We start from the raw sequence: 21,673 nt of genomic DNA, 5'->3' as shown, positions 1-21,673 counted from the left end.
TTCTGTCTGCCGACATGCACGCGGACCGCTCCGGAGGCCCCGTCTGACACGGTGTGAGACGCCTGCGGCGGGGTACCCGCCAGAAACTGAGGGCCTGCGCAGCAGCCGCTGACGGACGAATCCGAAGCAGACGCCTCCCAGCTCCGTTGTCGCGTGATGGGTCCGCAACCACGGAGGACGAAAAGCGCTGCCTGCGGCCCGTTCCCCAGCGGCTCCCGGGGCGGCGCCGAGCCAACCGGCCTTCTTCGGAGAGAGTTTCACCATCATGAGTAGTGACACCACGGTCCGCCCCCCGCCCTCGGAGGCGTCCGGAAGTGACTTCGCCCGCTTGTCGAGAAAGATCGCCGCCGCCGGGCTGCTGGGGCGCCGCCCCGGCTACTACACCCTGCGGACCATGGTGGTGGCCGGCCTCTACGTCGCCGGCTGGGCGGCCGTCGCACTCATCGGCGACAGCTGGTGGACCCTGGCGGTCGCCGCGTTCCTGGCCGTCGTGTTCGGCCAGGTCGCCCTGCTCGCCCATGACGCGGCGCACCGCCAGGTGTTCCGCCGGCGGCGGGCCAGCGAGGTGTCCGGACGGATCGCCGGTGCCGGTATCGGGATGGGCTACGGCTGGTGGCAGGACAAGCACACCCGCCACCACGCCAACCCCAACCACGAGGAACTCGACCCCGACCTCGACCCCGACCTGCTGGTCTGGTCCCAGGACCAGGCGCGGGCGGCCAAGGGGCTGCCCCGCCTGATCGGCCGCTGGCAGGCGTTCCTGTTCTTCCCGCTCCTGACCCTGGAGGGCTTCAACCTGCACGTGTCGAGCGTGAAGGCACTGGCCAATCGCTCACTCAAGCACCGAGGGCTCGACGGGACGCTGCTGTTCGGGCACTTCGTGCTCTACCTGACCGTGCTGCTGTGGCTGCTGCCGCCCGGCATGGCGATCGCCTTCCTCGCCGTCCACCAGTGCCTGTTCGGCGTCTACCTGGGCTCCCTCTTCGCGCCCAACCACAAGGGCATGCCGATCCTGGCAGGCGAGGACCGCCCGGACTTCCTCCGTCGCCAGGTGCTCACCTCACGCAACGTGCGCGGCGGCATGCTCACCGACATCGCACTGGGCGGGCTGAACCACCAGATCGAGCACCACCTGTTCCCCAGCATGCCCAGCCCCAACCTGCGCAGGGCCCGGACCATCGTGCGGCGCCACTGCCAGGAACTGGGTGTGGACTACGTGGAAACCGGGTTGGTCGCCTCCTACCGGTTGGCCCTCGCCAGTCTCCACCGTGCCGGAGCACCGCTCCGGCAGGCACGTGTCCCCATCTGAGAGACCCTGCCGGAGCCGTCGGAGGCCGTGATGTGGCCACCGTCGACACGCCCCGGTCCGCGCGGAGCACCGCGAAGAGCACGACGGCTGCAGTGGCGCGGCTGACCTCGCCCGCCGTCCGACACCGTTGCGCCGTCGAGCCCGGCGGTGATCCGTCAGCCCGGCGAACCGCGCCCGCTCCCGGTGTCGATGAGGATCTGTTCCGCCTGGCTGATGTTGTCCGCCCGGACCGCCTGAGCCATCGCGGTGCGGGCGGCGTCCGGTGCCGTGTCCGGCGGGACCACCAGGAGCGAGAAGATGTCCCGGTCGCCCCGGGTGATCAGGACCGTGTCGTCACCGACCGGGAAGGAATCGATGTGCACCACGCGGTCGTCCACGAGGATGCGCGTCGGGAGACCTTCCCAAGCTGCGGTGTCCAGCCCCACCCGGGTCACGGGGCCGAGGTGGGCGATGAGGGCACTCAGCAGCGCGGGCAGCTCGGCGCCCATGTCGCGCGAGCGCGGCCACCACGCACCATCGAGGACACCTTCACGTGATGCGGTCGTCTCCAGCCGGAGAAGCGCACAACCCGGCCGCACGGCCTCGTGGACACCGCTGGGCAGACGCCGGGGAACAGGAGGTGTATCCGAGCTGGTCATGAGGACCACCCGTCTGTAGGGCAGGTGCGACAACGGGACCGCCTCGCACCTGCCACGCTACTCTTGGTGCCACGCGCGCCGACGTCTCCGAAATCGCCCTCTACCGACCGGCCCCAGCCAGAACGGATCCAGCACACATGAGGCCGGGAAACCCCGTGAACACACGAGAACTACAGAGGAGTGTTTTCCCAGGCCAGGCGACCTGAAGCGAGCGTTTCAGCAGGTCGCAGGCCCGTTCGGAGAAAACTCCTAAAGCGGGTGTCGCAGGTTCGAATCCTGCCGGGGGCACCAGCCAAAAGGCCCCGGACCGATCATGGTCCGGGGCCTTTGACATCCACTTTTGACATCAACGCGGGCGATCACCCACGGCCGGGGCGCCTCTTCCGCAGCAGCCGGTCCATGTGGCTCATGGCCTCGCGCTGGGTGTCCTGCACGACGTGCGTGTAGACGTCCATGGTGATGCTGATCTGCGAGTGCCCCAGGATCTCCATCACGACGCGGGGAGCGACCCCGGCCGCGGTGAGGAGGGTCGCGGTGCCGTGCCGGGCGTCGTGCAGCCGGATGACGCGGAGGCCGGCGGACCGGGCGACGCGGGTGAAGGAGCGGTAGAGGTTGCGCGGCTCGACCGGGCGGCCGGCCCAGGCAGAGCCGAGCAGACGCGGCCCATGGCGTCCAGGTCGTTCGTTCGTACAGTGGCGCGCTCCACCTGGACGCCATGAACCGCGCCCGCTCCACGGTGTGTGGGTCGACGGCGGACGGGATGGGAGCTCGGGAGAGTGGTGGGTTGAGGTAGAGCGGGCCGCTTGTGCCGCGAATAGACAACGGGACACAGCGGTCCTTTGGACGGCGGGTTAGCCGCAGTGATGCGAGCCACCGGCAAGACTGATCGGCGAAGAGTGATCAAGGCACTGCGCCAGCCCATCCCCTTCTGTGAGAATCCCAGCACCGCACTCCTCGAAGATGACAAAGGTGGTTGACCTCATGAGATCGACTCGTGTGATCCTTGCTGTGGCCGCAGGCGCTCTTGCCCCGGCGCTGTTACTCGCTACGCCGTCCATGGCCGCCTCCATCGCCCCCGCAGTCACCGTCGCGACGGCCAGCTCGCCCTACGACGAGATGAGTGCGGACGACCTGCGGGTGGCGATATCCCGCATCCTCGCCGACCCCGACAGCGGCAAGCGCGTGATCCGGGAGGCGAACGCGCTCCTCGACAGCGGCACCGTGGAGGAGATGCGCGCTTGGCTGGAGACGGGCTACCCCCTCGCCCAGGCCGAGGACGACCGGGTCGCGCTCGCCAGGATTCTCGCCGACCCGGACAGCGGCAAGCGTGTCCTTGCGGAAGTCAACCAGCTTCTCGACAAAAACAACCCCCAGCAGACGCGCGCTTGGCTGGAGACGGGCTACCGACTGGCCCAGGCTGAGGACGACCGGGTCGCCATTTCCCGGCTCCTCGCCGACCCCAACATCAGCGACGCCCTGCGCGCAGCGGCCGGCGCTGCCCTCGACGACAACACCCCGGAAGCGCTGCGTCACTTCCTGGAGGTCGGCCAGTACGAAGTCGGCTAGGGCCTGTCCGGCGGATCATTGCCTGCGGCAGGTGAGCTCGGGCAGTGATCCACCGGACGCGACCAGGAAGGGGGCGTCAGACCATGGAGAACTTGGCGACGTACTCGTCGAAGGGCTCGATGCCGACTTCCGCACGGAGTTCGTCCATCCGCTCGGGCTCTTCACAGGGCCACGGAACCGGCGCCCCATCCTTCACGCCGGCGATCTGAGTTCCGTAGACCTGCTTGCGGCCCTCATTGAGGTTCATCTCACGGTTTCCTGCTTCGGGACTGTCGATGAGCCCGACCGCCCCGGCGCGTGACATCAGCAGCTGACACCAACAGACACGAACCATCCCGGTCACTGCCGAATCTCGACGGACCTCCAGCCTGCGGTCAACGGCGAAGATTCGTGGCTGATCAATGCCTGTGACCGACCTGATAAGGATGAGGTCCTGAGGTGCGGTACAGCAGCGAAGTACAGCAACCGCAGCAACCGGCCCCGTCCCGTAGCGTCCTTGTAGACCCGAAGTGCGGCCTGTATGACCGTCACTGACCGATCTATCTAGAGCTACGGATCAGAAGGCTTTGACATCCATGGCTGACATCAACGACGCCGGACGGGGGCGTACACCAGCGTCCCTGTCCGGCCGTCGCACCAGTCGGCTGCAGCAGCCGGAGCGGAGCCGGATCGAACTCCTAAAGCGGGTGTCGCAGGTTCGAATCCTGCCGGGGACACAGAGAAGTAGCAGGTCAGAAGCCCTGTCGTCCTAGCGGGCGGCAGGGCTTTCGTTCTCGCGGCACACATGAGTCGCCAGCGAGGGGAGCCATGACACAACTCCCCTGGACCGTCACACTCCACCCTGCCGATCCCCTACGAGCCCAGTCTCGTAGGCGACGATCACGAGCTGGGCACGGTCGCGCGCACGCAGCTTGGCAAGCAGGCGCCCGATGTGGGTCTTGACCGTGGCCAGGCTCAGGTGGAGGTGCGCTGCGATCTCGGTGTTGGACAAACCCCGCGCGATCAGGCCAAGCACCTCCAACTCCCGGTCGGTGACCCCGTCCAGCGAGCGGCTGGGCGGGCGCACAGGTTCCGGACGGCGGGCGAACTCCGCTATCAGGCGGCGGGTCACCGAAGGAGCGAGCAGTGCCTCGCCCGCGGCGACGACGCCGACGGCGGTGAGGACCTCGGTCGGCGGGGTGTCCTTGAGTAGAAAGCCCGCGGCGCCGGCACGCAGGGCGGCGTAGACGTACTCGTCGAGGTCGAAGGTGGTGAGGATGAGGACTCGGACGCCGGACAGGGCCGGGTCCGAGCAGATCTGCCGGGTCGCCTCGATGCCGTCGAGGTCCGGCATGCGTACGTCCATCAGCACGACGTCCGGCCGTTCGCGGCGGGCGAGTTCGACGGCCTCCGCTCCGTTCGCGGCCTCGCCCACGGCCGTCATGCCGGGCGTGTGGTCGACGAGGACCCGGAAGCTGCCGCGCACCATCGCCTGGTCGTCCACGATCAGTACCCGGACGGGGGACACGTGGGTCATGGTCGTTGGTTCCCTTCGGCGGGCAGGCGGACGGACACCGCGAAGCCGCCCTCCGGCCGGGGCCCCGCCTCGAAGCTGCCGCCGTATATCATCGCCCGCTCCCGCATTCCCAACAGGCCATGCCCCCCTGGCAGTTCGCCAACGGCCTGCCCAGGCGTGGACGGTGGCCCCTCGTCCATGATGTCAATGCGTATCTCTCGCGCATCCGCCTCGACCGTGACCTGGCAGCGGGTCGGAGCGGCGTGCCGGACCGCGTTGGTGAGGGCCTCCTGGACGATCCGGTAGATGGTCAGCTGTGTCCCCTCGGCCAGGCCCTCCGTGGCGCGGACCGTGAGGTCGACATCCACCCCTGCCCGCTGTGCCTCCGCAGCGAGCGAGCCGAGGCCCTCGAGATCCGGTACGGGGCCCAGGGGCGCGCCCTGGGTGCGCAGCACTCCGAGCGTGCGTCGCATCTCGGCCAGCGCGGAGCGGCTGGTTTCCTCGATGACCTTGAGGGCGGCCCGCGCCTCCCGCGGGTCGGTCTCTGCCACATGTCCGGCGACGCCCGCCTTGACGGCGATCAGGCTGAGGTTGTGCGAGACGATGTCGTGCAGCTCACGGGCGATCCGCAGACGCTCCTCGTCCAGTGCGCGCTCCGACCGGCGCCGCTGTTCCCGGGCGGCCTCGGCCCGGCGGCCGCGCACGGTGAACCCCACTCCCCAGGCCCCGCCGATCACCAGGAACACGAGCCCGGCCCCCCCGACGGCGCCCCGCCAGTCCTCGGCGGGAGTGACCACCGCCTCGCCGAGGTAGACGACACCGCACGCAACCGGGAGCGCCACCGCGACTGCGAGCACAGACCGGCGGGCGGGCTCGGCCAGTCCGACGAGGTAGGCCGCGAGCCCGGCGGCGGCGTACGGCTCACGGGGGATGTCGAGGAGCGATGCCGTGGCCAGGGCGGCCAGCACGGCCACCAGGACCGCGAGCGGCCAACGGCGGCGTACGGCGATCGGCAGCCCGACCGCGGCGGCGATCAGACAGCCGAGCCAGGGTGGTCCTGTGTAGACGGGCTGTCCGTCGTCGGCGGTCAGCCGGGCGAAGCCGACGTACACGGCGGTCAGGGCCAGGGCCACGCTGAGGTCGAGGGCGTAGAGATGGCGCTGCCCCTGGGACTTCATGGCCCGACCGTACCGGTAAGTGTGCACTCAGCCGGCCTGTCCCAGCAGCACCATCAGCCCGAGCGTCACCAGGGTCAGCGGCACCCAGCGCAGCACCGCCGTCCGCCTGGGGCGGGGCGCTTCGCACAACAGCGCCAGGCCCAGCGGCACCAGTGCCGCGCACAGTCCGGCCAGGGCCACCAGCGACACTGGCGTGGTCCCCTTGAGTACGCCGAGGGGCAGTGCCGAGGTGAGGCCGAGTGCGACAGCGCGGACCGGACCGAGCACCCGGGTACGCCACGCACCGAGGGCAAGGACGACCCACCCGGCGAGGATCGCGAGGTTCAGCGTGGCGAAGACGTGGAAGGCCCCGTAGCCGGCGGAGACCGCTTCGGTGGCGGGCCCGACACCCTGGGAACGCACCAGCTGAAAGGCAAGATGGTCCACCCCCGCGTGAAAGGCGCGGGCGAACAGTCCGAACATGACCAGTACCCCGCCCCACAGTCCCCAGCCGGCGCTGCGGGCCCCGACGCGTGCGGCCACCACGGCCACGGCGGGCCAGAGCAGCACGCTACCCGCCGCAAAGAGGCCGTACGCGGTGGCCACAAGGGCGGGGTGCCGCTCGTACGCGGCGAGTTGATCAGGGTAGAAGAAATGGAAACGGGCCCGCAGCAACGCTCCGGCCAGCATCAGCGGTGGGCCGAGCACCATGGCAATGCCGCCCACCCAACGTCCCGGGAAGCCGGTGGCCTCCCACTGCTCCACAGGCAGTGCGTCATGCAGTCGGGCGCTGGTCGTTGTGACCGGGGTGGCCATGGATGTCGTCGGGTTCGTCATGCCGACGACGATGCCTTCGCCATCCCTGCGGGGCGTCGGACCAGGAACTGAACTGCAGGGTCAGACCTGGGTATGACCCTTCGGGCCGCCTGAACAGGCACCGCCTCCGCCCCGCTGCATGGGCAACTGACGTCTTGCCAGGAAGGCATCCCTGCAGAACACATTCGGCACACACGAGGACGGGAAGCCCCGCGAACATGTGAGAACTACGGAGGGGTGTCTTCCCAGGCCATGCACACCATGCCCGACGTTTCCGCAGGTCAGGGCCCCGCCCAGGAAAAGCTCCTGAAGCGGGTGCCGCAGGTTCGAATCCTGCCGGGGGCACCGCGCGTCACCGCCCTGACCTGGAGTTTCTCCCCCAGGGAGGGCTCTTGTTCGGCCTCGGACTCCCCGTCCGGGGCCGTTTGCGTGAGCGGACGGACATTCCGCCACCGCCGGTAGGAGACCTGGGGTCGGGGGTGCGTGACGCCTTCCCCATCCACCTCCGGGAGGGGCGAGCGGGTGAAGGAGCGGTACGTCGCGCGGCTCGACCGGGCTCCCGATGCCGCGACAACCCGCACGGCCGTCTCAGTCCCGTGCCGCCCCGGCCAGGGACAGGTCCCAGTACGCGGCGTACCGGCCGGCGCGTCGCAGCAACTCCTCGTGGCTGCCCTGTTCGACCACCCGCCCGGCGTCCAGGAAGGCGACGCGGTCGGCCCGGCGCACGGTTGCCATGCGGTGCGCCACCAGCACCACCGTCCGGCCCGCCATCAGCTCCTCGATGCCGGCGTGCACGGCTGCCTCGTTCACCGGGTCCAGGGCCGAAGTGACCTCGTCGAGCAGCACGATCGGCGCGTCCTTCAGCAGCGCGCGGGCGATGGAGACGCGCTGCCGCTCGCCGCCCGACAGCAGCGCCCCGCCCTCGCCCACGTCCGCCGACCAGCCGCCGGGCAGCCGCTCGATCACCTCGTCGAGACGGGCCGCGGCGGCCGCGGCCCGTACCTCGGCGTCGGTGGCGTCCGGGCGGCCGAGGCGCACGTTCTCCTCGATCGTGCCGTCGAAGAGGTAGACGTCCTGGAAGACGATGGCGATCCGCGCCATCAGCGCCGCGGTGTCCATCTCCCGTACGTCCACGCCGCCGATCCGCACGGCGCCCGCGTCGACGTCGTGGAAGCGGGCGAGCAGTTGCAGCAGCGTCGTCTTGCCCGCGCCCGACGGCCCGACGACGGCGAGCCGCCGGCCCTCGGGTACGGACAGCGTGACCCCGTCGGCGACCGCGCGGTCGCCGTGCCGGAAGGTGACCGCGTCGAACTCGATGTCGTGGCGGGACGGTTCGCGCGGCGCGCGGGGCTCCGGCAGCGGCTTGGTGTTGAGGACGTCGTCGAGGCGGGTGAGTTCGGCGCGGGCGGCGCGGATGCCGCCGCTCATCTCGGCGAGGGACAGCAGCGGGTCGGCGCAGCGGGCGGCGAGCACCAGGACCGCGAGCACCTCGGCCGCGCCGATGTCCCCGCCGAGGGCGAGGTACGCGCCGAGTGCGAGCAGCGCGGTGAACACCGCCTGCACGGTGACCGCGAGCCCCAGCACCCCTGGCAGCGCCGCAAGGGTGGAGCGACGCGCGGCGCGGCGCAGTTCCTCCAGGGAGTCGTCCAGCAGAACGAACCGCTCGCCGGTGCGGCCGCCGGCGCGCAGCACCGGCTGGGCCTGGAGGTACTCGATGACGCGGCCGGTGGCCGCGCGCTCGCGTTCCACGCGCTCCGTGTCGGTCGCCGTCGTCGCGCGGGCCGCGCGCAGCTGGACCGCGGCCACCAGCGGCACGGCGGCCAGGCCGGCGAGCCCCAGCTGCCAGTTGACGGCGAGCATCACGGCGACGATCGTCAGCGGTGTCACGAGGGCGGAGATGAACGGCGCCAGCAGGTGCGCGATCACGCTCATCGCCTGCAACACGCCCTGGCTGGCGAGGACGGACACCTCGCCGGTGCGGCCGGGTCGATACCAGCCGATGGGCAGCCGGGCGAGGTGTTCGCCGAGGCGCTCGTACATGCCGTGCAGCATCGTCGTGCCCACGCGGAAACCGGAACGGTCGCTGACGTACCGCAGCACCGCGTAGACCGCGACCGCCGCGCCGAAGGCGGCCAGCCAGGGCCGGGCGTCCTCGGGTGTGCTGCCGAACAGCGCGCGCAGCACGGGCACCAGCAGGGCGTACGACAGTCCCTCGGCGAGGGCGGTCGCCGTCATCAGGGCGATGGTGCGGCGCACCGGCCCGGCGTACTCGCGGCCGAGCACACGCAGCAGCGTGCTGATCATCGGGCCTCTTCCCCTTCCATGGCACCGGCTTTCCCGGCAACCGCTTCCACGGCACCGGCCTCCACGGCACCGGCGTGGATCTTCCAGAATTCGGCGAACGCGCCGTTTCGCGCGAGGAGTTCCGCGGTCGTGCCCCGCTCCACGATCTCGCCGTCGCGCAGCATCACGACGGTGTCGGCGTCGGCGATCGTCTCCAGGCGGTGGGCGATGACCAGCGTCGTCCGCTTCTGACGGGTCTGCGCCAGTGCCGCGCGCACCGCCTGCTCGGTCTGCGGGTCGGCGAAGGCGGTGGCCTCGTCGAGGACCAGGACGGGGGTGTCCGCGAGCAGGGCGCGGGCGATCGAGACGCGCTGCGCCTCGCCGCCGGAGAGGCGGGCGTCCTCGCCGATCACCGAGTCGTAGCCCCGGGGCAGTTCGAGGATGCGGTCATGGATGCTCGCCCGGCGGGCGGCGCGGACGACGGCGTCGCGGTCGGCGTGCGGGACGGCGAGGGCGATGTTGTCCGCGACCGAGGCGCGCAGCAGCCGGACGTCCTGGAAGACGAAGGACACCCGCCGGTACAGCTCCTGGCTGCCCACCTCGCGCAGGTCGACGCCGCCGAGGAGCACGGAGCCGTGCGTCGGGTCGTAGAACCGCGTCAGCAGTTGCACCAGTGTGGACTTGCCGCTGCCGGACGGCCCGACGACGGCCGTGGTCGTCCCCGGCTCCAGCACCAGGTCGATACCGCGCAGCACCTCGCGCCCGGCCGCGGCCCCCTCGTACCCGAAGCGGACGTCCCGCAGCTCCACCCGGTGTCCCTCGGGCGTCACCGGCCGTACGGGCTCGGGCAGCGGCGGCTCGGCGAGTACGTCCCGGATGCGGCCGACGGCGCGCCGCGCGGCCTGTAGGTCGTCGAAGCCGTGCCCGAGCGCTGCCACGGGCGCGGTCAGCCCGAGGCCGAGAAGCAGGAAAGGCAGCAGGTCCGCCGGGGCGAGCCCGCCCCCGGTGATCCGGTACGCGCCGCCGATCAGCACCGCAAGGAGCACGAACGGCGGCGACAGCGCCACCTGCATCCCGGCGGCGGGCCCGGAAAGACCGCGCACCATCCGGTAGAAGCTCCGGGTGAAGTCGCCCACCGCGGTACGGAACGTGCCGTGCGCCCGCTCCGACCCGCCGAACGCCTTCACCACCGCGATGCCCTGCACGAACTCGACCACCGACGCCGAGATCCGCCCCATCGCGGCGTCGAACTCCTTCTGCTCGCGCAGCCGCGTGGGGGTCATCATCAGCGGCACCAGCGCGACCGCCAGCAGCACGGGGATCAGCGTGATCAGCGTCAGCCGCCAGTCCACGGTGAGGAGGTAGCCGAGCGAGACCAGCGGCACCACGAAGGCGGAGACCAGCTCGCCCGGCGTGTGGGCGATGAACGGGTGCACGGCGCTGACGTCCTCGCCCACCAGCTTCGCCAGCTCCCCGGTGCGCCGCCGCGCCAGCCGGCCGATCGGCACCCGCCCGAGCCGGGCGGCGAGTCGCCGGCGCAGCGCCAGCTGCACCCGGGTGTCGAGGAGGTGTCCGACGCCGGACGAGGCGGCCGTGAACAGCAGCCGTACGAGCAGCCCTGCCGCGCCCGCGATCACGACGTCGCGCACGTGCCCCTCGTCGGCCGGCCCCGGCGCCAGCAGCGTACGGCCGAGCTCGACGACCGCGAGCAGCGGCGCCAGGCCGGCGACAGCGCCGATGATCTGCAGGACGACGACGGCGGTGAAGCCGCCCGCGTACGGGCGCAGCAGACGGGCCACGCTCGGTGGTGGCGGCGCGGTGGTTCCGGTGGAGGTCATGCGCTCACCTTCGCCGCGGCTGCGGCCCGCTGGATTGAAGAAATGTTCCGTCCGGGTGTTCCGTCCGGGCGGGCCCGTAGCATGGACGCATGTCAACTGCCGTGCGCCAGCGTGCCGTTGCCCCCGTGTGGGAGGTCACACGCCCGGCCCGGCCCGGCCGCGTACCCGGCGTCGTCCTGGCGGGGATGCGCGACCGCGGCCCGGCTCCGGTCGACCACCGGCTCGACCCGCATCCCGTGCTGACGGTGGCGCTGGCCTGCGGTGAGGCGGCGCTCGGCATCGACGAGTCGACGGGGCGGCAGCACCGCGGCAGCCTTGTCACCGGGCTGGGGTTCGGCGTCGGCGGTGCGGCGCGGGTGCGGGCCGCGAACGTCGAGTGGATGCAGGTGCGCCTGTCCCCCGCCATCGCGCGCGCCGTGCTGGGCGTGGGCCCCGCTGAGCTGGAGAGCTCCGTGGTGCCCCTGGACGACCTGTGGGGAGAGCGGCGGGCGGCCCGGCTGCGCGAGCGGCTGGCCCAGGCCGCCTCGTGGGAGGAGCGCTTCACACTCGTCGAAGCGTTCCTCGCCCGGCTGTCCGCCGCGGGGCCCGCCATCGAGCCGGAGCTGGCCTGGGCCTGGGACCGTATCGTCGCCGGGCACGGCCAGGTGCGGGTCGAGGGGCTGGCCGACGAGCTGGGCTGGAGCCGCAAGCGCCTGTGGTCCCGCTTTCACGCGCAGCTCGGCCTGCCGCCCAAGCGCGCCGTGAAGCTCGTCCGCTTCGACTGGGCCGCCACCCGCCTGGCCGGGGGCCAGGAGGCGGCCAGGGTCGCGGCCGACTGCGGCTACGCCGACCAGTCGCATCTGCACCGGGACGTCGTGGCGTTCACCGGAGTGACCCCCGCGACCGTGGCCGGCCAGTCGCTCGTCGCGACGGCCGACCTGGCGTGGGTGGACCACGTGCCGCGTCTCTCGGCACGCCGGGTCGATGCCCCGGCCTCCCGTTTCGACGGGCCGCACCGGCCACCGCCGCCCACCGGCGGAGACACCCGAGGTGGACGACTTCCCGGGCGGAGTACGGATGTACGGTCCCGTCACCGGCGCCGGCGGCCCGTGCGCGCCGCCGATGCGGGTGAGTCCGGCTGACGGCGGCTTCCGGGCGTCGCGCACGAAGGACCGACCGGCTTCGGCCACGGCGGCGGCCGGCGATCACACCAGATGGTGCTGACCGGCAAGGACGTCACGGGCGCCCACGCCTTCCGTACCCCTGCGCGAGCTGCCGCTTCCGGTTGCGGCCGACGTACGGTTGAAGTACCGAGGGCACCACGCACTCCGGCCGCCCCGCCGGGTCGTCCTCGGCGAGAGATGAACCCCGGGCCGCCCCAGTGGTCGGCGCGGAGACGGGTCGGCATCATGTCCGCCGCGATCGAAGCAACTCCGCGCAAGATCCGCATGGCGGGAACCGCGCTGAGCACCCGTGCAGGTCCGCGGCCTTCCCGAGGGGAGGCGTGATGGCCTTTTCCCGGCTGGACATCCATCGGCGGAACCGAGGTGAGCGGACGCTCGTCACGCTTGCCGGCGACATCGGGCCGGCCACGACGCCGCTGCTGCGGGCCGCGGTGGAGCAGTGTCTGCTGGACGGTGTCACCGTGATCGACATCGACCTGACCACGGTCGGCTCCTGCGACGCCAGGGGCTTGGACGTCCTCCTGTCGGCATCACGGCGCGCCAGTCGGGTCCACGCCCGCCTGCGGCTGCACCATCCGTGCGCGCAGATCGCCCGGCTCCTCGATGCCACCGGATCGACTTCGCTGCTCCTCACGGAGCCCGCGAGTCCCGTGCCGCCCGCCGCGTCCGGCGACCTCATGAGTACCGCGACACGGGCGCCCGAGGACCCCGCCCGTCGGCCGGATCCGGCGGTCCTCAGGGACGGGATCCGCCTTCGCCGGCTGACCCGCTGGCAGGCGGAGGACATGCGCGAGGACATCGCGGACCTGGCTGCGGAGTCCGTCGCGGGCACCGCCGGCGAGGCGTACCACGACCGCGGAGACTTCCTGCGCCGCTTGGCGGTCACCGCCCACCGCCCCGGCTTCGCCCTCCTGGTCGCGGAGACGACGGTGCTGGTCGGTTGCGCCTTCGGTTATCCGGTGGACCCTGACGGCTCCGGCCGCCGGTGGTTCGACGGAACGCTCCAGGAGATCGTCCAGCGGCTCACCTCCCGCGCGCGGTTCGTGGTCCTCACCCAGGTCGTGGCCCATCCGCACGCTCAGCACCGCGATATCGCCCGCCGCCTGCAACAGCGTCTGCTCACAGACCTGCGCTCCTCCCTCGGGGTCACCCTGCTGCATCCCGCCGATCAGGCAGGACAAGCCGCTTTCTCGTCGTGGGGCTGGCGGAACATGGGCGAGGTCGTCGGGCTGCCCGGCCCCGTGGCCCCCTGCGTGTTGACCCTGTCTGTCGAAGGACAGCCCTTGGCGCGCCGATGAGGTGGCAGAGGAGCACCCGGCCGACGGTCGTACCGGCCGGGCGGTGACGCCACCGAAAGTACGGCGCCAGGTGACGGACACTCCTACAACTGCTGGTGATCCCCCCGGACGAGCCGGCGCCTCACTCCGGCGGCACCTGCGCGCTCGCGGTGTCGATGAGGATCTGATTCGCCTGGATGACGTTGTCGGCCCGGACGGCCTGAGCCATCGCGGCGCGGGCGGCCTCGGGCGCTGTGTCCGGCGGAACCACCAGCAGCGAGAAGATGTCCTGGTCACTCCGGGTGATCAGCACGGTGTCGTCGCCCAGCGGAAAGGAGTCGATGTGCACCACCCGGTCGTCGACGACGATCCGCGTCGGAAGCCCTTCCCAGGCCGTGGTGTCCAGCCCGACGCGCGTGACGGGGCCGAGATGACCGGTGAGGGCGCTCAGCAGCGCGGGCAGCTCGGCACCGATGTCCCGCGACCGCGGCCACCACGCACCGTCGAGGACGCCTTCGCGCGACTCCGTGGTCTCCAGCCGGAGCAGCGCACACCCCGGCTGTACGGCCGTGTGAACGCCACTGGGCAGACCCCGGGAAACAGGCAGTGCATCGGAGCCGGTCATGAGGATCACCCGTCTTCGGGAATCGGTGCGATCACGGGACTCGCTCGCCTTTACACGCTACTCCTTCGTGCCACGGGCGCCGCCGATTGCGGGAGGGCGGCCTGTCTTCGTGTTCGACTCCGAGGAGAAGGCAGCCGGTCTGCACGGGCACAAGTACGCCATCGACGCCGTTCTGGCGGCCGTTGCCGGGCGGGGAGCCGCGCAGGGAACTCAGACATCCGTCCTCACCTCCGGCACCGACGACATGTATCGACTCCTCACGGTGGAGATCGACCTCGGCCAGATCTGACGCCGCGCTGCTGAGGAACGCCGCCGCCAGCGGCAGCGTGATGCCGGTGGCCGAGGGCGGAGGGGCCTTCGACGCCGACCGCCGCATCGGCATTCCCGCCGTCCGGACGCAGGGACGCGGCGCCGCCCACCCCCATCCGCAGGCTTGACAACACCTCGCTCAAGTTTTATTCAGGCAAGTAGGCAACCTGCTCGGAATCCGCAGTTCACAGCGGCGGAGGCGCCGGGAGTGGAGTCCGCGGTCGCGGCCGGGGCATCAGCTCGGCAGGGTCCGGATCAGGAGGGTGAGTCCAGATGGCGCGTTCGGTCGGGATCGATCTCGGGACGACGAACTCGGTGGTCTCGGTCCTCGAGGGCGGAGAGCCCACCGTGATCACCAACACGGAGGGCGCGAGGACCACTCCGTCGGTCGTCGCCTTCGCCAAGAACGGCGAGGTCCTCGTCGGTGAGGTCGCCAAGCGGCAGGCCGTGACGAACGTGGAGCGCACCGCGCGCTCCGTCAAGCGGCACGTGGGCGATCACGGCTGGCGGTTCCCGCAGCAGGGAGACGTCGACGGCAGGCGGTACACCGCGCAGGAGATCTCCGCCCGGGTGCTGATGAAGCTGAAGCGGGACGCGGAGGCGTACCTGGGCGAGGACGTCACGGACGCGGTGATCACCGTGCCGGCGTACTTCGACGACAGTCAGCGGCAGGCCACGAAGGAGGCCGGTGAGATCGCGGGCCTGAACGTGCTGCGGATCGTCAACGAGCCGACGGCGGCGGCGCTGGCGTACGGGCTGGACAAGGAGAACGACCAGACGGTCCTCGTCTTCGACCTGGGCGGCGGCACCTTCGACGTGTCGCTGCTGGAGATGGGCGAGGGTGTCATCGAGGTGAAGGCCACCAACGGCGACACCCGCCTCGGTGGTGACGACTGGGACCAGCGGGTCGTCGACCACCTGGTCCAGCGGTTCAAGAACAACTACGGCGTGGACCTGGCCAAGGACAAGATGGCGGTGCAGCGGCTGCGGGAGGCGGCCGAGAAGGCGAAGATGGAGCTGTCCAGCTCCTCCGAGACCACGATCAACCTTCCCTACGTCACCGCGTCCGCGGAGGGCCCGCTCCATCTGGACGAGAAGCTGACCCGGGCGCAGTTCCAGCAGCTCACGGCCGACCTGCTGGAGCGCTGCAAGGGCCCGTTCCACCAGGCGGTCAAGGACGCCGGGATCAAGGTGTCCGACATCGACCACGTGATCCTGGTGGGCGGCTCGACCCGGATGCCGGCGGTGACCGAGCTGGTGCGGGAGCTCACCGGCAAGGACCCGCACAAGGGCGTGAACCCCGACGAGGTCGTGGCGGTCGGCGCCTCGCTCCAGGCGGGCGTGCTGAAGGGTGAGGTCAAGGACGTCCTGCTGCTGGACGTCACCCCGCTGTCCCTGGGCATCGAGACGAAGGGCGGCATCATGACCAAGCTCATCGAGCGCAACACCACGATCCCGACCAAGCGGTCCGAGATCTTCACCACGGCCGAGGACAACCAGCCGTCCGTGCAGATCCAGGTCTACCAGGGCGAGCGCGAGATCGCGGCGTACAACAAGAAGCTCGGCATGTTCGAGCTGACCGGTCTGCCGCCGGCGCCGCGCGGCGTCCCGCAGATCGAGGTGTCCTTCGACATCGACGCCAACGGCATCATGCACGTGACCGCGAAGGACCTCGGCACCGGCCGGGAACAGAAGATGACCGTCACCGGCGGCTCGGCACTGCCCAAGGACGACATCGACCGCATGGTCCGCGAGGCGGAGCAGCACGCCGAGGAGGACCGCAGGCGGCGCGAGGCCGCGGAGGTCCGCAACCAGGCCGAGCAGCTCGTCTACTCGACCGAGAAGCTGCTGCGCGACAACCCCGACACCGTCCCGGCGGACGCGCGGAGCGAGACCGAGTCGGCGCTGGCCGACCTGAAGGAGAAGCTGAAGGGCGAGGACGCGACGGAGATCCGCCGGTCCATGGAGCGTGCGGCCGAGGCGGCGCAGAAGATCGGCACGGCGATGTACGAGAGGGCACGCGCCGAGGGCGCCGACGCGTCCGGTACCGGGGCGCAGGCCGGGACGGGGTCCGCCACCGCCGACGGCGACGAGGTGGTGGACGCCGAGATCGTCGACGACGACAAGCCGGAGGCGGGCTGACGATGGAGAACGGCCGACCGCAGGGCACGGACCCCAGCGGGCTGCGGCGTCTGCTGGAGGAACGCACGGCCGACCTCCAACGGGTGAAGGCCGAGTACGACAACTACCGCAAGCGGGTGCGCCGGGACCGGCTGGCCGTGGGGGAGATCGCGGTGGCGAACGTCCTGCGCACCCTGCTGCCCGCACTGGACGCCGTCGACCGCGCCCGCGCCCACGAGCCGCTGACACCGGGCCTGAAGGAGATCGGCGACACCCTGCGGACCGGGCTCGGCTCCCTGGGCCTCGAGGCGTTCGGGGAGGTCGGCGACCCCTTCGACCCGACGTGGCACGACGCCGTCACCCAGCACGTCTCCCCGGGCGCCGACCGGCTGGTCTGCACCCGGGTGCTGCGCCGCGGCTACCGGCTCGGTGACCAACTGCTGCGTCCGGCTCACGTCGAGGTCACCGGGCCGCCGCCGCCCGCCAGGAACCCGCGCGGCGAGGAGCCACGCGGCTCGGACCGGCGGGAACAGCGGCCGGGTGATCAGAGCGGCAGTGCGCCGCGGAACGCCCCGTGCCCCACGTCCGCGGCGGTGAGCGCCAGCCAGCCGTGGCCGCGTACCCGGGTGCTCGGGCCGACCTCGCCCGGGTCGATGGAGAGGTGAGCGCAGGCCGTCTCCGCGCGGGCCGTGCCCGCGTTCGGCGGCTGGTCGTCGTACTCGGGGTCGTACTCCGGGTCCTCGGTGGCGAGGGTCTCCCAGGGCAGCGGGTCGCCCTCCCATTCGGGGTCGTCCTCGGCGGTGTACCGGCGGATCACCCGGCCCGCCTCGGCGACCAGCCACAGGTCGGAGCCGCCGGCGGTGTCCACGTAGAAGAGCTGGGCCTGGCCGCAGTGCGCGCTGACCCGCTCGACGGCCTCGATCATGCCGTCCCAGGGCTCGCCGAGGACGTGCGGGAGCGGGCCGTGGACGAGTCGCCAGCCGTCCAGTTCGGGCGTGATGAAGACCCGCCCCGCGCTGATGCGGGTGCCGTCGGGCCGGATCACGACGACCGTGCTGTGGGCGCCCTCCGACGCCGCCCGGCCGGCCCGGACCGTGATGGGCCGCCGATCGTGCAGCCCGAGCGCCTCGAACACCCCCTCGTACGTCGCTCCGGGCACGGCCAGGAACCAGCCGCACAGGTCCAGCGACGGCAGGGACGGCGTCTCGTGCGGGATCTTCACCCGGATCAGCCGCTCGATCATCGCCCGGTCGCGCGCGTCGAGGGCGTCGAGGCCGCCGCCCGCCACCAGCGCCGCCATCGCTCCCCGCCGCGTCCTCGGGGACTCGGCCGGGTCGCGGCGCAGCGCGCGCAGCCGGTCCCCGCGGGACTCGACGAGCCGCCGGGCGTAGTCCGCGGCCCGGTGGGGGACGCCCCGCCCGCGCGCGTACGTCTCCACCAGGGCCCGCAGCCCGGCCTCGGACTCCACCCGCAGCCGGTACAGGCCCATGAAGCCGTTGCTGGACAGCTGCCGGTCGGGGTCGGCCGCGGCGGCCGCGTACTGCGCCGCCGACCGCTCGTCGAAGACCTCCAGGAACCGGCCCGCCTGCCAGGCCGACAGCTGTTCCCGGCGCCGGGCCGCGACGACCAGGTCGAAGGCCGGAGGGCCGATGCGCCGCAGCACCCGCATGACCGGCTCCAGCTGAGGGGTGCTCTTCGCCCCGGCGACGCTTCCCAGCAGGGCGGGCACCACGGTGTCCGCCGACAGCTCCGCCAGCCGCTCCACGGCGGACTCGGCGCGGGAGGCGTCCCCGCTCCCCAGGTCCTCGATCAGCGATTCGATCTTCATACGGCAGGACAGTAGAGGACGCGGGAGGACGGCAGCGGACGGTGGAGGACAGCACAGTGGAGGACGGTGGGGAACGGCCGTCCGGTCACGGCGTGCGCGGCGGCGCGGCACCCGTCGTCAGTCCCCTCCGCCGCCGAAGTCGAGGCCGAGGTCGAGGTCGAGGTCGGCGTCCATGTCGTCGCGGGGTCCGCCCCCGCGGTTCGCGGACGGCTGCCCGTCGGCCGGTGGCGGCGCGGCCGGGCGGAGCGCGCCGGCACCGATCCACCACACGACCTCCTGCCGCTCCCCGGCCAGCGCCCGTCGGACCGTGTTCCGGCAGCGGCGGGTGAACCGGCGCCAGGGGCGGGCGTGGTCGGGCGGCCAGAGGGCCGCGAGGAGGGAGAAGGCGGCCCAGAAGGCCGTCCAGGCGAGGATCCAGTTGGCGGGTTCGCCGGACAGGCCGGGGACGCCGTGGCCGAGCGCCATGGCGTGCATGCCCAGGCCGAAGGACATGACATAGGCGGCGATCAGCGCGGCGACGCGGTAGCCGCCGAAGTAGTGGTCCTTCAGGCCGGGGCGGCGCTCGTCGAGAGCCCGCTGGAACGGCAGGAAGCGCGCCATGGTGAGCAGCTCGTACAGGGTGACGCCCGGCTCGTCGCGCACCCCGGCGAGCAGGGCCGCCGGGACCGGATCCGCCGGCGCCTCCCGCTCCCCCGCCGCGATGGTGAGCCGGCCCTCGCGGGAGACCTCGAGGTGACCGTCGCGCACGAGGAGCCGTACGGCGATCTCCGCCGGGTACCTCTCACGCAGCGGGAGGGCGAAGTGGTCGTCGCCGCCGCCGAGCCACCAGGCCGCCAGGAACAGGTCGAGGTCCGTGCCCCGCAGCCGGCGCAGCAGCCGGCGGTCCTCCCGGGTGCGCACCATCCGGATCCCGCCCAGGACGACGTTGAACACGGCGAAGCCGAGCAGCCAGCCGTAGATCACCCCGTCGGCCTCACCGCTCATCCCCCCGCCCCTCTCCTCGGGCGATTGATTCCCGCCGCGGGGCGTGTTCATGTCCCTTTTCCCGCACAGGTGTCCACGGCCGGGACGCCAGGGCCAGGGTCACGGTCACCACGACCGACGCGAGGGCCATCACGGTCATCGCGGTGGCCGGGGAGGTGAGTTGGGCGACGGCGCCCGCGAGGGACGCGCTGACGCCCTGGAGGGTGAGCATCCCGGCCGAGTGCAGCCCCAGGGCGTGGCCGCTGAGTCCGGACGGGGTGAGGGCCATCAGGCGCTCCTGCTGGACCAGGCTCGCGCCGAAGCCGACGGAGGCGAGGGCGGCGCAGCACGCGGCCACCGGCAGCGTCGGGCGCAGGGCGAAGAAGACGTACGGCGTGGCCAGGAGCAGCAGCAGGGGTGTGGCCGCGCGGGTACGGACGGCGGGCGGCAGCAGACGGCCGACGGTGAGGTCGCCGACCAGCATGCCCAGCGCCGCGCACGCGAACAGGGTTCCCGCGGCGGCCGGGTCGTACGGCACGAACAGGGCCTCGCAGCCGACGATCAGGCCGTTGGGCAGCCACAGGCCCAGGTAGAGCAGGCGGCGCGGGCGGGAGGACCACAGCAGGGCGTTGGTGCGCCAGGTCGCCGCGGCCGAGGGGCGTCCGGCGGTGCGGGGCGGTCGGGCGGTCAGGCCGAGACGGGCGGCGCCGGCGGCGGTCGCGTACAGCAGCGCGGCGAGGAGCAGGACGCGGGGCGGGGAGAGCGCGGCGACGAGGGCGCCGCCGGCCGCGTAGCCGCCGATCTGCGTCAGACCGCTCATCATGTTGAACACCGAACGGCCGGTCATGTAGCCGTCCTCGGGCAGGATCTCGTGCAGCAGACCCCAGCGGACCCCGCCGCCCAGCGCGGCCACCAGACCCTGCGCGAGGACGACGGCGAAGACGGCGCCGACCGGAAGGCCCGGCAGGGCCAGGACGGCGGTGGCGGCGGCGAAGGCGAGGGAGAGACCGGTCAGCGCGGTCCTCGGGGGCAGGCGGTCCGCGCCCGAGAGGAGGAACGTCGCGCCGAGCACCTGGGCGAGGGACGGGCCGAACATGCTCACCGCCGACAGCAGCGGGGAGTGGGTCGCGCGGTACACCAGGGTGGCCAGGGCCAGGCCGGCGATCGTCTGGGCGGCGGTGTGGGCGGCGGAGGAGAGAAAGAGGGGCGTGAACCCGGGGGTGCGGAAGAGGCTTCGGTAGCCGTGTCGGGGGCCGGTCATGCGGGGAGTCTCGGGCGGGGGTCGGGGCGGGGGTTAATGTTTCGCCCGGGCGCGAAACGTCACGCGATGCGGAGGGGGTGGCGGGTCTGGGGTGGTGGCAGGTGAACGCCGACACGCTGGCCGGCAGCCGGTTCGTGATCTCGCCGCTCGCGGAGACCTTCGCGAGCCTGGAGCTGCTGCACACGGGCGGCGCCGCGCACCCCGGAGAGGCGGCGTGGCTGCGGGCGCATCTGCCCGGCTACCGCGAGCGCCTCGCGGCCGACCCGGTGACCGCGCTGCTGGTGCGGGCCGGGCTCGGACGGGACTGGATCGCCGACTTCCTCACGCCGACGCCCCGGGACGGGGAGAGCTTCGCGGCCGGCGTCGAACGGGTGCGCCGCGCCCGGCCCGAGGGGGCGCGGGCGCATCTGCGGGTCTCCCTCGCAGGTCCTCTGCCGGACCTGCTGGAGCGGGACGATCTGCCCGAGCGGGCGGCCGCGCTGCTGGAGTACGTGTGGGAGGCGGCGGTGGCGCCGTACTGGGAGCGGCGCCGGCGGGTGCTGGAGGCGGACGTCGTCGCGCGGACGGCGCAGGTGAGCCGGGGCGGGTGGGCGGCCGTGCTGGACTCGCTGCGGCCGGGGACGCGGTGGCTCGGCGAGAGCCGGTTCCAGGTCAACCTGCACGAGTATCCGCCCCGGGAGATCTCCGGGGCGGAGCTGCTGTTCGTGCCGGTGACGCCGAGGAAGGGGTGGGTGTCGTGGGAGGAGCGGGGGGTGGGGCGGTACGCCGTCGTGTACCCCTGCGTGGGGGTGTTGGCGGGGGGCGGGGCGGAGGCTGCCGTTCCGGCCGGTCTGAGCGCGTTGCTGGGGTCCGCACGGGCGCGGGTGCTCGTGCTCCTCGGCACGCCTCTGACCACGACTCAGCTGGTCGCTGTGACCGGGCAGGGGCTGGGTTCCGTGGGGCGGCATCTGCGGGTGCTGCTGGATGCGGGGCTGGTGGAGCGGCGGAGGGTGGGGCGGGCGGTGCTGTATTCGCGGACGGCGGT

17 protein-coding genes and 2 pseudogenes are annotated in these 21,673 nt (G+C 72.2%); 8 read left to right on the top strand and 11 right to left on the bottom strand.

Annotated features, from left to right (window positions below):
* The first annotated feature begins 265 nt into the window (after positions 1 to 265).
* Positions 266 to 1,309, top strand: a complete 1,044-nt coding sequence (locus tag ALMP_RS16755; protein ID WP_264928772.1) for an acyl-CoA desaturase — start codon at positions 266 to 268, stop codon at positions 1,307 to 1,309.
* Positions 1,310 to 1,464: 155 nt separating this feature from the next.
* Here the strand turns inward: ALMP_RS16755 and ALMP_RS16750 are convergent, their stop codons facing one another.
* Together ALMP_RS16750 and ALMP_RS16745 are read right to left on the bottom strand one after the other, a co-directional pair.
* The gene (locus ALMP_RS16750; protein WP_264928770.1) at positions 1,465 to 1,947 is read right to left on the bottom strand and encodes a DUF5994 family protein; all 483 of its coding nucleotides are present in this window, start codon (positions 1,945 to 1,947) and stop codon (positions 1,465 to 1,467) included.
* A 359-nt stretch (positions 1,948 to 2,306) separates the two neighbouring features.
* Positions 2,307 to 2,582: pseudogene (locus ALMP_RS16745) on the bottom strand (tyrosine-type recombinase/integrase); the annotation flags it as partial.
* A 346-nt stretch (positions 2,583 to 2,928) separates the two neighbouring features.
* On the opposite strand from ALMP_RS16745, the gene ALMP_RS16740 reads away from it, so the two are divergent.
* On the top strand, positions 2,929 to 3,513 hold the full coding sequence (locus ALMP_RS16740; RefSeq protein ID WP_264928768.1) for an ALF repeat-containing protein: 585 nt from the start codon (positions 2,929 to 2,931) through the stop codon (positions 3,511 to 3,513).
* A 76-nt stretch (positions 3,514 to 3,589) separates the two neighbouring features.
* On the opposite strand, the pseudogene ALMP_RS16735 reads toward ALMP_RS16740, so the two are convergent.
* The 6 genes and pseudogenes from ALMP_RS16735 to ALMP_RS16710 all read right to left on the bottom strand — a co-directional run.
* Positions 3,590 to 3,754: pseudogene (locus ALMP_RS16735) on the bottom strand (DUF6624 domain-containing protein); the annotation flags it as partial.
* A 588-nt stretch (positions 3,755 to 4,342) separates the two neighbouring features.
* Positions 4,343 to 5,029, bottom strand: a complete 687-nt coding sequence (locus ALMP_RS16730; RefSeq protein ID WP_264928766.1) for a response regulator transcription factor — start codon at positions 5,027 to 5,029, stop codon at positions 4,343 to 4,345.
* On the bottom strand, positions 5,026 to 6,186 hold the full coding sequence (locus ALMP_RS16725; protein ID WP_264928764.1) for a sensor histidine kinase: 1,161 nt from the start codon (positions 6,184 to 6,186) through the stop codon (positions 5,026 to 5,028). Before ALMP_RS16725 ends, ALMP_RS16730 begins: the two co-directional genes overlap by 4 nt.
* A 27-nt stretch (positions 6,187 to 6,213) precedes the next feature.
* The gene (locus ALMP_RS16720) at positions 6,214 to 7,002 is read right to left on the bottom strand and encodes a hypothetical protein (protein ID WP_264928762.1); all 789 of its coding nucleotides are present in this window, start codon (positions 7,000 to 7,002) and stop codon (positions 6,214 to 6,216) included.
* A gap of 567 nt (positions 7,003 to 7,569) precedes the next feature.
* Positions 7,570 to 9,285, bottom strand: coding sequence for an ABC transporter ATP-binding protein (locus ALMP_RS16715; protein WP_264928760.1), 1,716 nt, complete (start codon positions 9,283 to 9,285; stop codon positions 7,570 to 7,572).
* Complete coding sequence (locus tag ALMP_RS16710; RefSeq protein WP_264928758.1) at positions 9,282 to 11,102, bottom strand: ABC transporter ATP-binding protein; 1,821 nt, start codon at positions 11,100 to 11,102, stop codon at positions 9,282 to 9,284. The genes ALMP_RS16715 and ALMP_RS16710 overlap by 4 nt, the downstream gene beginning before the upstream one ends.
* 89 nt (positions 11,103 to 11,191) lie before the next feature.
* On the opposite strand from ALMP_RS16710, the gene ALMP_RS16705 reads away from it, so the two are divergent.
* Positions 11,192 to 12,223 carry an AraC family transcriptional regulator gene (locus ALMP_RS16705; protein ID WP_309299486.1) on the top strand — a complete coding sequence of 344 codons (1,032 nt, stop codon included), beginning with the start codon at positions 11,192 to 11,194 and terminating at the stop codon, positions 12,221 to 12,223.
* 365 nt (positions 12,224 to 12,588) lie between these two features.
* Positions 12,589 to 13,563, top strand: a complete 975-nt coding sequence (locus ALMP_RS16700; RefSeq protein WP_264928756.1) for an STAS domain-containing protein — start codon at positions 12,589 to 12,591, stop codon at positions 13,561 to 13,563.
* A gap of 121 nt (positions 13,564 to 13,684) precedes the next feature.
* On the opposite strand, the gene ALMP_RS16695 is transcribed toward ALMP_RS16700, so the two are convergent.
* Positions 13,685 to 14,167, bottom strand: coding sequence for a DUF5994 family protein (locus tag ALMP_RS16695; RefSeq protein ID WP_264928754.1), 483 nt, complete (start codon positions 14,165 to 14,167; stop codon positions 13,685 to 13,687).
* On the opposite strand from ALMP_RS16695, the gene ALMP_RS16690 reads away from it, so the two are divergent.
* The 3 genes from ALMP_RS16690 (at position 14,166) to grpE (ending at position 17,262) form a co-directional block, all read left to right on the top strand.
* Positions 14,166 to 14,456 (top strand): hypothetical protein, encoded by a 291-nt coding sequence (locus ALMP_RS16690; protein WP_264928832.1) that lies wholly within the window; start codon positions 14,166 to 14,168, stop codon positions 14,454 to 14,456. The two genes, ALMP_RS16695 and ALMP_RS16690, sit on opposite strands and share 2 nt — an antisense overlap.
* 293 nt (positions 14,457 to 14,749) lie before the next feature.
* Positions 14,750 to 16,618: a molecular chaperone DnaK gene (gene dnaK / locus ALMP_RS16685; protein ID WP_264928752.1), complete on the top strand. Its 1,869-nt coding sequence runs from the start codon at positions 14,750 to 14,752 to the stop codon at positions 16,616 to 16,618.
* 2 nt (positions 16,619 to 16,620) lie between these two features.
* A complete protein-coding gene (grpE, locus tag ALMP_RS16680; RefSeq protein ID WP_375803497.1) occupies positions 16,621 to 17,262 on the top strand; it encodes a nucleotide exchange factor GrpE in 642 nt (213 codons plus the stop codon).
* A gap of 1,280 nt (positions 17,263 to 18,542) precedes the next feature.
* Here the strand turns inward: grpE and ALMP_RS16670 are convergent.
* Both ALMP_RS16670 and ALMP_RS16665 read right to left on the bottom strand, forming a co-directional pair.
* On the bottom strand, positions 18,543 to 19,409 hold the full coding sequence (locus ALMP_RS16670) for a hypothetical protein (protein ID WP_264928748.1): 867 nt from the start codon (positions 19,407 to 19,409) through the stop codon (positions 18,543 to 18,545).
* Entirely contained in the window at positions 19,399 to 20,649 is a 1,251-nt protein-coding gene (locus ALMP_RS16665) for an MFS transporter (protein WP_264928746.1), read from the bottom strand. The genes ALMP_RS16670 and ALMP_RS16665 overlap by 11 nt, the downstream gene beginning before the upstream one ends.
* Before the next feature lie 86 nt (positions 20,650 to 20,735).
* Here ALMP_RS16665 and ALMP_RS16660 point away from each other — a divergent pair.
* Positions 20,736 to 21,673 (top strand): winged helix-turn-helix domain-containing protein (locus ALMP_RS16660; RefSeq protein WP_264928829.1); only part of this gene is annotated, 938 nt, incomplete at its 3' end.

Origin of the sequence: Streptomyces sp. A012304 (assembly GCF_026008495.1) — a bacterium.
Classification (GTDB): domain Bacteria; phylum Actinomycetota; class Actinomycetes; order Streptomycetales; family Streptomycetaceae; genus Streptomyces.
The sequence above is the reverse complement of the archived record's forward strand: the minus strand, read 5'-3'. Positions and strand labels throughout refer to the sequence as shown.

What these genes read in the sequence shown, in the direction of transcription:
- ALMP_RS16690 (WP_264928832.1), top strand. Translation starts at nt 14,166, where the DNA reads ATGAGGATCACCCGTCTTCGGGAATCGGTGCGATCACGGGACTCGCTC.
- ALMP_RS16725 (WP_264928764.1), bottom strand. Translation starts at nt 6,186, where the DNA reads ATGAAGTCCCAGGGGCAGCGCCATCTCTACGCCCTCGACCTCAGCGTG.
- ALMP_RS16720 (WP_264928762.1), bottom strand. Translation starts at nt 7,002, where the DNA reads ATGACGAACCCGACGACATCCATGGCCACCCCGGTCACAACGACCAGC.
- dnaK (WP_264928752.1), top strand. Translation starts at nt 14,750, where the DNA reads ATGGCGCGTTCGGTCGGGATCGATCTCGGGACGACGAACTCGGTGGTC.
- ALMP_RS16755 (WP_264928772.1), top strand. Translation starts at nt 266, where the DNA reads ATGAGTAGTGACACCACGGTCCGCCCCCCGCCCTCGGAGGCGTCCGGA.
- ALMP_RS16710 (WP_264928758.1), bottom strand. Translation starts at nt 11,102, where the DNA reads ATGACCTCCACCGGAACCACCGCGCCGCCACCACCGAGCGTGGCCCGT.
- ALMP_RS16750 (WP_264928770.1), bottom strand. Translation starts at nt 1,947, where the DNA reads ATGACCAGCTCGGATACACCTCCTGTTCCCCGGCGTCTGCCCAGCGGT.
- ALMP_RS16715 (WP_264928760.1), bottom strand. Translation starts at nt 9,285, where the DNA reads ATGATCAGCACGCTGCTGCGTGTGCTCGGCCGCGAGTACGCCGGGCCG.
- ALMP_RS16670 (WP_264928748.1), bottom strand. Translation starts at nt 19,409, where the DNA reads ATGAGCGGTGAGGCCGACGGGGTGATCTACGGCTGGCTGCTCGGCTTC.
- grpE (WP_375803497.1), top strand. Translation starts at nt 16,621, where the DNA reads ATGGAGAACGGCCGACCGCAGGGCACGGACCCCAGCGGGCTGCGGCGT.
- ALMP_RS16665 (WP_264928746.1), bottom strand. Translation starts at nt 20,649, where the DNA reads ATGACCGGCCCCCGACACGGCTACCGAAGCCTCTTCCGCACCCCCGGG.
- ALMP_RS16740 (WP_264928768.1), top strand. Translation starts at nt 2,929, where the DNA reads ATGAGATCGACTCGTGTGATCCTTGCTGTGGCCGCAGGCGCTCTTGCC.
- ALMP_RS16730 (WP_264928766.1), bottom strand. Translation starts at nt 5,029, where the DNA reads ATGACCCACGTGTCCCCCGTCCGGGTACTGATCGTGGACGACCAGGCG.
- ALMP_RS16700 (WP_264928756.1), top strand. Translation starts at nt 12,589, where the DNA reads ATGGCCTTTTCCCGGCTGGACATCCATCGGCGGAACCGAGGTGAGCGG.
- ALMP_RS16705 (WP_309299486.1), top strand. Translation starts at nt 11,192, where the DNA reads ATGTCAACTGCCGTGCGCCAGCGTGCCGTTGCCCCCGTGTGGGAGGTC.
- ALMP_RS16695 (WP_264928754.1), bottom strand. Translation starts at nt 14,167, where the DNA reads ATGACCGGCTCCGATGCACTGCCTGTTTCCCGGGGTCTGCCCAGTGGC.